General features: G+C 60.9%; 13 protein-coding genes. All 13 read right to left on the bottom strand.

Features of this window, described 5'->3' with window-relative positions:
• Positions 1 to 62 precede the first annotated feature (62 nt).
• The gene (locus MCB86_RS17435; RefSeq protein WP_239611657.1) at positions 63 to 1,166 is read right to left on the bottom strand and encodes an ABC transporter permease; all 1,104 of its coding nucleotides are present in this window, start codon (positions 1,164 to 1,166) and stop codon (positions 63 to 65) included.
• Between the two features lie 10 nt (positions 1,167 to 1,176).
• Positions 1,177 to 2,721, bottom strand: a complete 1,545-nt coding sequence (locus MCB86_RS17430; RefSeq protein ID WP_239611656.1) for an ABC transporter ATP-binding protein — start codon at positions 2,719 to 2,721, stop codon at positions 1,177 to 1,179.
• Positions 2,722 to 2,971: 250 nt separating this feature from the next.
• On the bottom strand, positions 2,972 to 3,427 hold the full coding sequence (locus MCB86_RS17425) for a carboxymuconolactone decarboxylase family protein (RefSeq protein ID WP_045162529.1): 456 nt from the start codon (positions 3,425 to 3,427) through the stop codon (positions 2,972 to 2,974).
• Positions 3,428 to 3,437: 10 nt separating this feature from the next.
• Positions 3,438 to 4,175 carry an SDR family oxidoreductase gene (locus MCB86_RS17420; RefSeq protein ID WP_045162528.1) on the bottom strand — a complete coding sequence of 246 codons (738 nt, stop codon included), beginning with the start codon at positions 4,173 to 4,175 and terminating at the stop codon, positions 3,438 to 3,440.
• A gap of 263 nt (positions 4,176 to 4,438) precedes the next feature.
• A complete protein-coding gene (locus MCB86_RS17415) occupies positions 4,439 to 5,104 on the bottom strand; it encodes a TetR/AcrR family transcriptional regulator (protein WP_239611655.1) in 666 nt (221 codons plus the stop codon).
• Positions 5,105 to 5,573: 469 nt separating this feature from the next.
• The gene (locus MCB86_RS17410; protein WP_239611654.1) at positions 5,574 to 6,377 is read right to left on the bottom strand and encodes an outer membrane protein OmpK; all 804 of its coding nucleotides are present in this window, start codon (positions 6,375 to 6,377) and stop codon (positions 5,574 to 5,576) included.
• Positions 6,378 to 6,803: 426 nt separating this feature from the next.
• Positions 6,804 to 8,126: a 30S ribosomal protein S12 methylthiotransferase RimO gene (rimO, locus tag MCB86_RS17405; RefSeq protein ID WP_239611653.1), complete on the bottom strand. Its 1,323-nt coding sequence runs from the start codon at positions 8,124 to 8,126 to the stop codon at positions 6,804 to 6,806.
• Between the two features lie 131 nt (positions 8,127 to 8,257).
• Complete coding sequence (locus tag MCB86_RS17400; RefSeq protein ID WP_345772247.1) at positions 8,258 to 9,391, bottom strand: sensor domain-containing diguanylate cyclase; 1,134 nt, start codon at positions 9,389 to 9,391, stop codon at positions 8,258 to 8,260.
• Positions 9,382 to 9,861 (bottom strand): hypothetical protein, encoded by a 480-nt coding sequence (locus MCB86_RS23035; RefSeq protein WP_345772246.1) that lies wholly within the window; start codon positions 9,859 to 9,861, stop codon positions 9,382 to 9,384. The genes MCB86_RS17400 and MCB86_RS23035 overlap by 10 nt, the downstream gene beginning before the upstream one ends.
• A 122-nt stretch (positions 9,862 to 9,983) precedes the next feature.
• Positions 9,984 to 11,054 (bottom strand): acyltransferase, encoded by a 1,071-nt coding sequence (locus tag MCB86_RS17395; protein ID WP_239611652.1) that lies wholly within the window; start codon positions 11,052 to 11,054, stop codon positions 9,984 to 9,986.
• Between the two features lie 46 nt (positions 11,055 to 11,100).
• Positions 11,101 to 12,099, bottom strand: coding sequence for a glycosyltransferase (locus MCB86_RS17390; RefSeq protein WP_239611651.1), 999 nt, complete (start codon positions 12,097 to 12,099; stop codon positions 11,101 to 11,103).
• A 108-nt stretch (positions 12,100 to 12,207) separates the two neighbouring features.
• Complete coding sequence (locus MCB86_RS17385; protein ID WP_045162521.1) at positions 12,208 to 12,420, bottom strand: hypothetical protein; 213 nt, start codon at positions 12,418 to 12,420, stop codon at positions 12,208 to 12,210.
• A 23-nt stretch (positions 12,421 to 12,443) separates the two neighbouring features.
• The gene (locus MCB86_RS17380; RefSeq protein ID WP_239611650.1) at positions 12,444 to 12,773 is read right to left on the bottom strand and encodes a hypothetical protein; all 330 of its coding nucleotides are present in this window, start codon (positions 12,771 to 12,773) and stop codon (positions 12,444 to 12,446) included.
• Positions 12,774 to 12,797: the final 24 nt, after the last annotated feature.

The following is a 12,797-nucleotide window of genomic DNA, read 5'->3' as shown; positions in this document are numbered from 1 at the left end:
AGCCAGAAGCGGGAAGCTGGAAGTAAAAGCGGCAACTGCATTGGCGGAGCGAGTCGCGGCGTTCATGGCTGCACCGCTGGCTGCAGGCTGCCAGCTTTCGGCTTCAGGTTTCGCCCGAGGCGCGGCCGATAGAGAATCAGTACATCGCACGCCAGCAGGAAGAACAGCACCATGCCCTGAAACAGCTGCGTGATCGATTGCGGCAGGTTGGCCGCCATCTGTGCGTTTTCGCCGCCGAGGTAGAGCAGTGCCATCAGCAGGCTGGCAAAGACGATGCCGAGTGGGTTGAGCCGGCCGAGAAACGCCACGGTGATGGCCGCATAGCCGTAACCAGGCGAAACCTGTGGTACCAGTTGACCGATCGGCCCGGTCACCTCGGCAACGCCGGCCAGGCCAGCCAGTGCGCCACTGATCAGCAGGGCGACCCAGACCAGGCGCCTCTCGCGAAAACCGACGAAACCGGCCGCGCGCTTGTCCAGTCCCAGCACCTTGATCTGGAAGCCGAGAAAGCTCTTTTGCAGCAGAACCCACACCACTACGAGCGCCAGCAGGGCGAAATAGAAACCGGCGTGCACGCGCAGCTCCTCGAACAGTTGCGGTAGGCGCGTGGCGTCGCCGAACATCGCCGACTCGGGAAAGTTGAAGCCTAGCGGATCCTTCAACGGCCCGTGCACGGCGAACAGCAACAGGTTCAAGGCGATGTAGTTGAGCATGATGCTGGTGAGAATCTCATTGGCGTTGAACTGGGTGCGCAACCAGGCGCAGAGTCCGGCCCAGACCGCGCCGCCGAGGGTGCCGACTGCGAGCGTGAGGACGAGCGCCCAGCGCGAATCCCAGTCGATGATATGCACCGCCAGTGCGCTGCCGGCCAGCGCGCCGATCAGCAGCTGGCCCTCGGCACCGATGTTCCAGATGCGCGCGTTGTACACCACCGCCAAGCCCAGCGCACAAAGCAGGATCGGCAGCGCCTTGACCAACAGTTCGGAGACGCCGTAGAGATCGCTGACCGGATCGATCAGTAGCACGCGCAGGGTTTCCAGTGGCGGATGGCCGAGCGCGGCGAACAGCAGCGCGCCGCTGAGCAGAGTCAGCAACGCGGCCAGTAGCGGCGAAAGCCAGAACATCGGTCGCGACTGCTGACCACGTGGTTCGAGGGATAACAGCATGCGAAGGCTCTCAGGCGGCGGTGGGCGTGGGTTGATCGAACTGGCCGGCCATCCAGCTGCCGACATCGGTTGTGGTGGTCTCGGCCGTCGCACGCAGCGCCGACAGGCGGCCATGGCTCAATGCCGCGATGCGGTCGCTGATCTGGAACAGCTCTTCCAGGTCTTCGGAAATCACCAGAATGGCGGCACCGGCGTCGCGCAGCTCGATCAGCTCACGATGAATCGCCGCGGCGGCGCCGACGTCCACGCCCCAGGTCGGGTGTGCCGCGACCAGCAGTTTCGGTTGCTGCAGGATCTCTCGGCCAAGAATGAACTTCTGCAAGTTGCCGCCGGACAGGCTGCGCGCCGGCGTATGGGTGCCGGGAGTCTTCACCGCGAAACGTTCGATGATGCGCCGAGCGAAGGCCTCGACCCGGTCATGACGGATCAGCCCGCCGCCGATCAGATCGTCCTGCTGGAAAGCAGTGAGCAGGGCGTTGTCGGACAGGCTCATGTCAGGCACGGCGCCATGCCCCAGGCGCTCGGCCGGGATGAAGGCCATACCGTGGCGACGGCGCGCGTCGGGACGCAGGTGCGCCACCGGCGCATCGAGAAAGCGAATGCGCGCACCCTGGCCGCGAGCCAGGCGCTGCTCGCCGCTGAGCAGCGCCAGTAGTTCGTCTTGGCCGTTGCCGGCGACTCCCGCGATGCCGACGATCTCGCCAGCGCGTACCTCCAGCATCAGATCCGCCAGCGATACGCCGAACGGGTCGACGTTATGCCAAGACAATCCCTCGACCCGCAGGAAAGGCGCACCGCCCCGGGCCTTGGGATATTCGGCTTCGAGCCCTTCGGCATCACCGACCATCAGGCGCGCCAGGTCCATGTCGGTGCACTCGGCCGGTACGCACTCGCCCGATACGCGTCCGGCACGCAGCACCGTTGCGCGCTCGCAAAGGGCGCGAACCTCGTTGAGCTTGTGACTGATGAACAGGATGCTGCAGCCTTCGGCAGCGAGCCGGCGCAGCACGACGAACAGATCGTCGGCCTCTTGCGGCGTGAGCACCGATGTCGGCTCATCGAGAATCAACAGCTTGATGTCCTGCATCAGGCAGCGAACGATTTCCACTCGTTGGCGTTCGCCGATCGACAGGCTGTGCACCAGCCGCTGCGGCTCCAACGGCATGCCGTAGCGTTGCGATACCTCGCGGATCTTCGGCTCCAGCTGCTTCGGCGTGCCGGCTTCGGCACCCATCGCCAGTGCAATGTTTTCGGCGACGTTGAGGGTTTCGAACAATGAAAAGTGCTGAAACACCATGCCGATGCCATACGCGCGCGCCTGTGCCGGGTCCCGCATGGTCACCGGCTGCCCTTCCCAACGAACCTCGCCGGCGTCCGCTTGTGTCACGCCGTAGATGATTTTCATCAGGGTGCTTTTACCAGCGCCGTTCTCGCCCAGCAGCGCGTGAATTTCGCCTGCTTGGATCGACAGGTCGATGCGGTCGTTGGCCAGGCAGCCAGGGTACCGTTTGGTGATGCCAGCCAGTTGCAGGCGTGCAGTATGTGATTCGGGCATATAGGCGTCCGCTGGATACTTCATGACCAGAGCATTAGCAAAAAACTGGCCAGGTAGTCAGGAAAATGCTGCGAAGCATGGATCAGCAGGCTGCGTGATCAAGCAACCACAGGACGAGGGTAGTCTGTGCTTCGCTTTGGTGCCTGTTCGTACGAAGTGCGGTGTGCGCGCACCGTTTCTGGGCGGGACGACATGGGCAGATGCAAATCGGAGGTGAAGGCGCTACGCCTGTAGGCGTAGCGCCTTGGTGTTACTGCTCGGCCGGGTCCGGTACTTCACGCAGCGCCTGGGCCGCGTCAATGGCACGAGGAAAGCCCGCCGTGACGGTGGTCAGGTAGATCACCTCCTTCAGCTCGTCACGCGTGACCCCGTGGCGCAGTGCATAGCCCGCGTGGATTTTCAGGTACGGCAGGTTGCCCTGGGCGGCAAAGGCGGCAACGGCCGCCAGTTGCCGGGTGCGAGCGTCCAGAGCCGTACGGCCCCATACGTCGCCCAACGCGTAATCGGTGATGCCCTCGGCAAGAAACGGATAATCCCGTCGCAACGCCTCGAGTACTGGCTGACCGGCACCGCCGGACAGATGATCCATGACTTGCAAGCCACGTTCGCGCCGTTCGCTGCCAACTGTTTCTGGTGAAGCGAGCGCGAGCGGGCCGAAGATGCCTAACCAAGTGGCAAACATTAGCGTGCTATTTGCAATCCTCATCGCAGCGACCTCAGTAAGGGCTGGCTGTAGGGCGGACAATCAGTTCGCTGACATCGACGTCGGCAGGTTGATCGACGGCATAGGCGATGGCGCGGGCGATGGCCTCGGCCGGAATGGCGATGCGCCGGAAATCGTCCATGACCGCCCGGGCGTTGTTGTCCGAAATGCTCTCGGCCAGTTCCGATTCGGTCACGCCCGGCGAGACCAGGGTGACGCGGATGTCGCCGCCGACCTCCTGGCGCAACCCTTCGGAGATGGCACGTACCGCATATTTGGTCGCGCAGTACACCGCCGCGGTGGGGCTGACGGTGTAGGCGCCGATCGAAGCGATATTGATGAACTGGCCTGAGCGCTGGCGTTGCATCAGTGGCAGACCGGCGGCGATGCCATGCAGCACGCCGCGGATGTTCACATCTATCATCCGGTCCCATTCTTCGACCTTTAGTGCATCGAGCGATGACAGCGGCATGACCCCGGCGTTGTTGACGATCACGTCGACGCGGCCGAAGCGCTGTTCGGCGAAGTCGACGAAGGTCTGCACATCTTCGCGCCGGGTGACGTCCAGCGCCTTGCATGCGGCCACGCCGCCAGCCTCGTTGATGTCGGCTACAAGCCGTTCCAGGCGATCCAGGCGGCGAGCACCCAGCACGACGCTGGCGCCCTGCGCGGCCAACAGGCGCGCCGTTGCTTCGCCGATACCACTGCTGGCGCCGGTGATGAGTACGATTTTTCCGTTGATGTTCGACATGTGTCCTCCGCGGTTCATTGGGTGCCGGCGTCGGTGGCGCCGTCGAATGAATCTTGTCGCGGAGGGCGTTCGCTGCGTTATGTCGATCCTGCCGGGCGCTTGCCTGATGCTGGTGTGTGCGCTATCGGACGCCTTGGTACGGACCAGTCGCTTTCGCTTGCGGCCCATGGCCGATCATTCAGACGTTGGGAGGCCGGCCTCGGCGAACGGCTGTCATTGCGACATAGCGGCTTAGCCTGCAACGGCGGGACTGCGCGGCAACGTCAGGCTGGCGGTGTCAGGCCACAACCTTTGAGGATGACCCGGATCAGAGTCTCCGTGCCGCGCTCGAAATCATCCTTGGTCACCCGGCGCTGGCCGGTGATGCGGCGGATCTGGTCGGAGAAGTCCGCATAATGCTGGGTGCTGCTCCAGATCAGGAAGATCAGATGCATGGGGTCGACCGGGTCCATTTTGCCCGCGTCGCTCCAGGCCTGGAACACCGCAGCGCGGCCGCGGAACCACTCGCGGTAGTCTTCGTTGAAATGCTCCGACAGGCATTCACAGCCGCTGATGACCTCCATGGCGAAGATTTTCGAGGCCTGAGGCTGTCTACGCGAAAACTCCATCTTGGCGCGGATGTAGTGCGCCAGCGCGGTGGCCGGATCATCCTCGACGGTGAGGTTATCGAAAGCGTTGTCCCAAAGCTCGAGGATATGCCGCATCACCTCGACATAAAGTCCCAGCTTGTTGTTGAAGTAGTAGTGCAGATTGGCCTTGGGCAGCGCTGCACGCAAAGCGATCGCGTTCATGCTCGTGCCCTTGTAGCCATAGCGGGCGAATTCTTCTGCAGCCGCCGAGAGAATCAGTTCTTCGTTTTTCTGGCGAATCCGGCCGGTGCGTTTGCTGGCAACAGACGGCTGGGTGAGCGTTGCGTCGAAAGTATTCATAAGTCCGTTCCCTGTGGTGGCGGTATCAGCCCGATGCGCTTCCTAATGCTAGCGTAGGCGGCATCGGCTGATTTTCCTCGCGACAGCAGCAGATCGAGCAGATTTGTCGCAGTCGTTCAGGAGTCGGGGCTGCAAGAAACTGACCAGCCGCTTAGGTTTACCGGTGCGATTCGGGTCGTGTACCCGAAGGGCTCTGGCACGTCGATTTTGACTCCCTTGTCTGCCGGCTGCACGGGCGTCCGACCCGCATTCGTGCACCAAAATGGGATCATGGGGCGAGGCTTGCCCTCTTTTGTAGCGCATCTGTCTCCGCTGTCGGCAAGGCCGGCTCGCAACGGACCGGCCGAAACTACTTGTGCCGCCTCGTAGCAATGGCAGTCATCATCCGATAACGACCGCCATGGTCTCAGGCTATGTCAGATACGACTTCCAACCGAACGCCGAGGGGCGAAGCGCGTGGCCGTTCGTATCAGAAATGAGCCTTGACGATGAAGTTGGTGACGTTGTTGTCGGTATTGAAGGCACTGCTGTCCTCGATTCCATACTTGTTCGTCCAGTAGTCATATTCGATACCGACGTAGAGCTTGCCTGGCGTGTAATCGAGCGCCTTGCCGAGGTCGTACTTGACCTGCGGGTTGAAGTGGAAGTTTTTGGCCAGGTAGTCCCCCTTGGCCTTGGAGCCCGCGTCGTTGACGACCCAGTCGATAAAGCCATCGAACAGGATGTCTGAGTTGCCCACCGGGAAGGTCATGGCCCAGGTCGGTGTGATCTGCCACTGGCCGCTCGGCGCGCCGGTGATGCCGTCAGGCTTGCGGTAGTAGGTGTTGATTGAGAGCCGGTCGAAGCCGGGCACTTCCAGATCCACCGCTGGGCCGAGCAGATAGTTGCGATTGCGTCCTTCGCCGCGTTCGTAGGTGGCCGAGAGCAGCACGTCCGTGACCGGGCCGAAGGAGAGATCGGCGCCGGTGATCTTGCCCAGCGACAGGCGCGGGCTGAACTCACCGTAGTAGGTGTGGCCGTCGCTGCCGGAGATGCCGTTGTACCACTTGTTATCGACGAACAGGAACATGTCCCCCCAAGTCCAACCGCTGGCATGTTCGAAGGTGATGGTCTGTTGGATATCGCCTTCTTTGCCGCCGGCACCGTCTACAGAGAAGTTCTTGCCGTAGAGATAGGTCAGGCTGTTGTTTTGCCACAGCATTGGTGCGGCGGCCGCCTGGCCTGCGAGCGTCAGGCTGCCCGTGAGCGCGGCGATGGTCAGAATGGACTTCATAGAGGAGAGCTCCTATTGCGTTATGTGGCTTGTTTTTCTTGGCCGGATGGTCAGATGTTGCTGCTTAAGCAAGACCTGCGCCAAGTATTATTTAACGATGGGGGCTCTTTGAATATCTTTTTATTTCAAGTACATAGTTTAGTTCATGAGGCGCTTGATCGATTTCTGCAAGCGCCTTTACCTAATGCCGCTCCATAAAAAACCTGACCGTACCGACAGTGCCCCAATTTGATGCGGGCAATTGGCCATCAGGGCCGAACTCAACGTGGCGCGACGTCAGGGCTGCCGCGGCGCCACCATTGCTCCTTAAGGTGGCCGATGATGATCGCTACCGGAGAAACGAAAAACCCCGCCGATTGGCGGGGTTCTTTTGTCACCTCGAGCCCCGCCGGGGCGAGGTCTTTATGGGGTTTTGGCCGACTTTGATCAGATGGTCTCGGCCCACAGGTCGTACTCGTCGGCGTTGGTCACACGAACCCAGACCTTGTCGCCGGGCTGCAGCGGATGTTCGCTGTCGACGTAGACCATGCCGTCGATCTCCGGGGCATCGGCGTAGGAACGACCGATCGCACCATCTTCATCGACTTCGTCGATCAAAACTTCGATTTTCTGACCGACCTTGCGCTCCAGCCGCGCGGCGCTGATGGCCTGCTGGTGGGCCATGAAACGGTCCCAGCGGTCTTGCTTGATCTCATCCGGCACCGGCTCCAGGCCCAGCGCCTCGGCCGGTGCGCCCTCGACCGGGGAGTACTGGAAGCAGCCGACACGGTCCAACTGTGCTTCGGTGAGCCAGTCGAGCAGGTACTGAAAGTCCTCCTCGGTCTCGCCGGGGAAGCCGACGATGAAGGTCGAACGAATGGTCAGCTGCGGGCAGATCTCGCGCCACTTCTTGATGCGAGCCAGGGTCTTGTCCTCGAAGGCCGGGCGCTTCATGGCTTTCAGTACTTTCGGGCTGGCGTGCTGGAAGGGAATGTCGAGGTAGGGCAGCAGTTTGCCCTCGGCCATCAGTGGAATCACGTCGTCGACGTTCGGGTACGGGTAGACGTAATGCAGACGTACCCACACGCCCATGCTCGACAGCGCCTGGCAGAGCTCCAGCATGCGCGTCTTGACCGGCTGACCGTTCCAGAAGTCGGTCTTGTATTTCATGTCGACGCCGTAAGCGCTGGTGTCCTGGGAAATCACCAGGATCTCCTTGACGCCTGCCTTGACCAGACGCTCGGCTTCGCTCAGCACATCGCCCACCGGGCGGCTGACCAGCTTGCCGCGCATGGAGGGGATGATGCAGAAGCTGCAGGTGTGGTTGCAGCCTTCGGAAATCTTCAGATAGGCGTAATGGCGCGGGGTCAACTTGATGCCCTGCGGCGGAACCAGATCGATGAAGGGATCGTGGTCGATATTCGGCGGCACCACTTCATGCACGGCATTGACCACCTGCTCGTACTGCTGCGGACCGGTGACGGCCAGCACACTGGGATGCACGTTGCGGATGCTGTCTTCAGCCACGCCCATGCAGCCGGTGACGATCACCTTGCCGTTCTCGGCGATGGCCTCGCCGATGGCATCCAGCGATTCGGCCTTGGCGCTGTCGATGAAGCCGCAGGTGTTGACCACCACCACGTCGGCGTCCTGGTAGGTGGGCACGATCTGATAGCCCTCCATGCGCAGCTGAGTCAGGATGCGTTCGGAGTCCACCGTGGCTTTGGGGCAGCCCAGTGATACGAACCCGACTGTTGGCGTTTTGCTCATCGACAATGACCTCGGAACAGCGCATGAAAAAGGCGCGCGAGTATACAGAGCTGGATGTTTTTTAGCCATGTCGGTCGTCGTGCTCGGCCGGTGTGAGTCCACGCCGGCCGAGTAGGGTGTGCCCCTGTCGGCTAGCCGTCCCGGTTGGAATCTTCCGTTGGGTCCCGATCCAGTTCGGCGACCTCTGATCGATTGCGGCCCTGCTGCTTGGCCCGGTACAGCGCGCCGTCGGCCAGCTTGAACACGCGATCGATTCCGTCGGCGTGTACCGGCCAGACGGCAATACCCAGAGAAATGGTGATATGCCCCACCGGTGCAATCTGCTCCTGCTCGACACACTGGCGCAAGCGCTCGGCGACCCGTAGTGCGGATTCGATGCTGGTGTTTGGCAGCAGCATCAGAAACTCCTCGCCACCACTTCGGCACAGCGTGTCGGCGCCACGCGAGCAGGCGGTCATCAGCTGAGCGAGATGAAGAATGACCTGATCGCCAACGTCATGGCCGTAGTTGTCATTGATGCGCTTGAAGTGATCGATATCCAGAGCAATGACGGCGAACGAGTGGCCTTCGGCGCTTAACGCGTCCAGAGCCAGGGTAAGACCGCGGCGGTTGTGCAGGCCGGTCAGCGGGTCGGTCTGGGCATCGAGATTGAGCTTGCCGATGCGTTGGTGCAGCAGGCTGATCCCCAGCTTCAAGGCGCGCTTGAGCTGCGCGGCTTCGAAATACCAGGAGCGGATACGTTGGATTCTTTCCGCGCTGGTAGGGGCGTCCATTTCGCCGGCGCTTCTCGCCAACTGCCAGAGCGGGCGTGAAATCAGCGCTGACAACCACCAGACGCCGATAAACGTCAGCAGTGCGAGGGGGGCTGTTTGCCGCAGGATCTCGAGCATCAGATTGTCGAGTGGGTGCAGCGTCACCGCGGTCGGCCGTTGCGCGACGATGCCCCAGCGGGCGGTTGGAACCGCTGCAAAGCCGGCTAGCATGTCCTGCCCCTGGCTGTTGATGACCCGCTGGCTGCCCGACTCGCCGTGGATTACCCGATCGATGACTGGGTTTCCCTTCACGACGGTGCCTAACCGTTTGGGGTCTGGGTGGTACAGCAAGCGCCGGTTCTGATCAACGGCGTAGAGATAGGAGCCGTCCTGGTAGTAGTGCTCGCCAAGCATGCTGTTGAGTATGTTCGGCTCCTTGAGACTGATGACTCCGCCGATATAGCCTAGGTAGGTGCCTTCCTTGTCCACGATCGGATGCGAGATCAGGACCACAGCGTACCGATCGCTGAAATGTAGGGGCTGCTGATCAGCGCTCTACGCTCTCGAAGCGCTTCGCGTGCACCGGGCGAATCCAACCGCTGACCGATCAGCCGCTCGGCATTACGCGACGTCGCGCGTATTACGCTCCAGGCATCGGTGACGACCACGGTATTGAAGCTGTTCGTCTGCAATCGTAGGCGTTCGGCCTCGCTGAGTAGCTTGCCGTTATCGTTGAACTGCCCACCGAGGATACCCGCGCTGTATGCGAGCTGTTGCTGTACCGAATCGAAGAAGGTTTCTGTGCCGATTGCAAGCTTGAGTGCATAGACCCGGTTGGCCTCGAGGGTACTGTCGATGAGTGAATCGCGCTGCACCTGATAGCTCGCATAAAAGCTGATGCTCAGCGTAATCAACCCGCTGAGGATGGCCAGCATTACGATCAGCCGTCGCAGGTCTACGCGAAACAGTGGGGCAAAAGGCATGGGGTCTGATTGTGGTAGGCAGGAAGGAATCGTGATGCATGGTAGGGCGTTTGACTACAGGGCTCCAGACCTGCAACGAAATCTATGAGAGATGGGCCTATCAAGCGAGGCAGACGCATTGGTCAGGGGGCTGGGCTGAGGTCTGTACGGCTGATGCTCGCTCGCGCTCCGGGCAGATAGCGTTTCAATCGCAGCGCTGGAGACTCGATCAAATGCCAGGATAACGCCGCGATAGCGATACTCGCTGACAGGCTGATCGCCATGAACGCACCCAGTGGCAACTGCGGACTGGACCCGTGCATCAGCAGCTGTTGGATCGGAAAGCTGAAAATGTAGATACCGTAGGAAAAATCGCCATATTTGCCGAACCGGGACAATCGCGGGATGGGCAGGTGCGCCAGATAGATAGTCAGGTAAGGCAAGGTCAGGACGTGGACGAACAGCCACAATTCAGTCTGCGCGCTGAGCAGCGATACGGCCAGCAGCGTCAGCGCGATCTTCCAGTTCCACGGCACGCTGCGGCGAAACAGGTACAACGCCGAGCCCAGGAAGAAGAACATGCCCAGTCGGGTCGACTTGCGCAGAATGTCGCTTTCCAGGCCCAGGCTCGGTGCCAGCTGGAAATGGATCAGTATCAACGCGATAGGTACCACCAGCACTGCGATACGGCCGAATACACGGAGCAATCCCATCAGCAGCAAGGAAACGTACATCAGCACTTCGTAGGGCAACGTCCAGACGGAGCCGTTGACGGTTTCGGGAAAGGGATTGCCGGTAAACACCTCGGGCAGATGGAAATGCGTAATCAGCGCGATGTTGCCGAGGTAGCCCAAGGTCTGGCGGTTAAGAAAGTACTCCTCGAGTGACAGCTCGGTCGCCAGCGGCCCGACAATGAGCACGGTCAAAAGTACCGATACGCCCAACGCCGGGAAAATCCGCAGGGCGCGTTTCGCGGCGAAGTCCAGCGGACTGCGACTGTTGATCCATGATGCGGCGATCAAAAATCCGCTCATGACGAAGAACAGGTTCACGGCAATGTCAGCGGTATCCATGGATCCGGTAAACAGCCGTACCGGTTCGACTTCGCCGGCCCCCGACAGCCAATAGCAGTGGCCAAGGACCACTGCCGAAGCGGCAAAAAAACGCAAGAAGTCGAAGTTGTTCTGCTCGCGCTGAGTCGAAGCGATATCCATGGGCAAGTCCTGGTGATCCGGGCGCCAGCACTGCTACAGGCAGGGCTCAACGCAACGGGAAAGTTTTGCTCATTCCCAGAACGCCGTTTTCGCCGTCATGGATGGCTTGTTCGATAAGCGCTAGGCGCTCTCGGGTATTGCGCAACCGGGCGATCAGGCGCAGCAGGGTGAGAAAGATCGCCCGATTGAGGCGATGCAGCCGGGGGGAGGCGGCCCAGACGTTCTTGTCGAACCAGGCTTGATTGCGTGCGGTGTAATAGGCGCGGAAGTCCGAGTCACCGAGCAGAAAGGCTTCGTAGATATTGCGTGTGTGCGCCTTGATGTTCCAAGACTGCTCAAGCTCGTCGATTACCGCATCGGTGAACAGGAACAATCGCCCCCCGCTTGCGGTGATGCGCCGGGTGTACTCAGTGTCGTCGACGTATAGCACCAAATCTTTCAATGGCAGGCCGATGCGCTGGTACAGACTGCGATGCGCGAGCATGCCGCCGTAGGGAGCGAAGGGCAGACTGATACTCGCCAGCCGCTTGCCGGGCCGTTTGGCCCAAGGAAGCCTACGCCAGATCTTGAAAGGTAACTGGGCGATGTGAAAGCCGAAATAGCTGGAGCGCGGCTGCAAGATATAGCGCGGCGGTACGCCTTGGGCGATGTCGGCCTGCTGTGTTGCCCGGTAGCCCAGTACTGCCACCCGATCCGGGCCGAGCAGGCTGCCCAGACGCGCGACCTCCCGATGCAGGATCGACACTGCGGCGGCCGTCGGGGCGTTATCGTCATCCATCATCCAGATGTAATCGGCGCCGCCGGCCAGCGCGGCTTCGAGCGCCACGGCATAGCCATTCGCCGAGCCGGTATTGTGTTGCAGCTGAATCAATCGGACCTTTCCCGGCCAGCGTTCTGACAATTGTTCCAGCGGTGCGAGCGCGGCGTTGCTCACGATGATCACTTCGTTAATCTCGACGAACGCCAGCGCGCGCTCGATCAGCTGCTGCAAATAAGCCAGCCGATCTCCATAGGTCACGGTCACCACGGAGGTTTTCGGGGTCATTGGGGGGCTCTGCATGAATCGGGGGGAACGATCGCCGCGTCAGAGGGCGCGGAAGGGCCGTCTGACGAGGCGCTTAGGGACAGCAGCGGGACGCGTGCGGTTCGAATTTCAGAGGTCGCTGGTCATTTTCATCCTCATCAGCGCAGTCGGATCGGCGTCGAGAATGTCGTTGTCTCGGTCTGCGGTAAAAAAAGCATGAAAGACACTGATCAACCGACTGCCGCCAGGCATTCCCGGTAGTTCGGGGGCCTGGAATATTTCGGTATAGGAATACCCGTCGGCATAAATCAGCGATTGCCTGTTTTGGTCTTCACTGTCCATAGCGCCTCCAAAAGGTCGCAGGGTTAGAACGAGTAGCGGATGCTGTCGCCAGAGCGGATGTAATGGTTATCGGAGAGCGGTTTCGCCAGGCGTACGGGGGACGGGGATACCGTTACGCGGCGACTGCTGTCATCGCAGGAGGGAACGCCCTGGCGAACACCATGATCGAAGGCGATTGCTGCGGAGTCACCGCTGGCGCAGCTATACGTGTCCCGCGCAAGACTGTCGTATCCCTGCGGATACAGTTTTGCTTTGGCACGTTCGGAAATTTGCGTGGCAACGGTCGTCCCGCAGATCAGCAGGGCGATGCTCAGTACGCACGTGGTGCGGATGCATTGGGTTGCAGTGTTCATCCTTGAAACCTCGCAATTGTAATG

It is taken from the genome of Pseudomonas sp. KSR10 (genome assembly GCF_022355455.1).
Taxonomy (GTDB): Bacteria; Pseudomonadota; Gammaproteobacteria; order Pseudomonadales; family Pseudomonadaceae; genus Stutzerimonas; species Stutzerimonas stutzeri_E.
This window is presented reverse-complemented; position numbering and strand designations above follow the sequence as displayed.

Excerpts from the sequence above, each read along its gene's own strand:
- MCB86_RS17435 (WP_239611657.1), bottom strand. The coding sequence starts at position 1,166 with ATGCTGTTATCCCTCGAACCACGTGGTCAGCAGTCGCGACCGATGTTC.
- MCB86_RS17430 (WP_239611656.1), bottom strand. The coding sequence starts at position 2,721 with ATGCCCGAATCACATACTGCACGCCTGCAACTGGCTGGCATCACCAAA.
- MCB86_RS17425 (WP_045162529.1), bottom strand. The coding sequence starts at position 3,427 with ATGAGGATTGCAAATAGCACGCTAATGTTTGCCACTTGGTTAGGCATC.
- MCB86_RS17420 (WP_045162528.1), bottom strand. The coding sequence starts at position 4,175 with ATGTCGAACATCAACGGAAAAATCGTACTCATCACCGGCGCCAGCAGT.
- MCB86_RS17415 (WP_239611655.1), bottom strand. The coding sequence starts at position 5,104 with ATGAATACTTTCGACGCAACGCTCACCCAGCCGTCTGTTGCCAGCAAA.
- MCB86_RS17410 (WP_239611654.1), bottom strand. The coding sequence starts at position 6,377 with ATGAAGTCCATTCTGACCATCGCCGCGCTCACGGGCAGCCTGACGCTC.
- rimO (WP_239611653.1), bottom strand. The coding sequence starts at position 8,126 with ATGAGCAAAACGCCAACAGTCGGGTTCGTATCACTGGGCTGCCCCAAA.
- MCB86_RS23035 (WP_345772246.1), bottom strand. The coding sequence starts at position 9,861 with ATGCCTTTTGCCCCACTGTTTCGCGTAGACCTGCGACGGCTGATCGTA.
- MCB86_RS17395 (WP_239611652.1), bottom strand. The coding sequence starts at position 11,054 with ATGGATATCGCTTCGACTCAGCGCGAGCAGAACAACTTCGACTTCTTG.
- MCB86_RS17390 (WP_239611651.1), bottom strand. The coding sequence starts at position 12,099 with ATGACCCCGAAAACCTCCGTGGTGACCGTGACCTATGGAGATCGGCTG.
- MCB86_RS17385 (WP_045162521.1), bottom strand. The coding sequence starts at position 12,420 with ATGGACAGTGAAGACCAAAACAGGCAATCGCTGATTTATGCCGACGGG.
- MCB86_RS17380 (WP_239611650.1), bottom strand. The coding sequence starts at position 12,773 with ATGAACACTGCAACCCAATGCATCCGCACCACGTGCGTACTGAGCATC.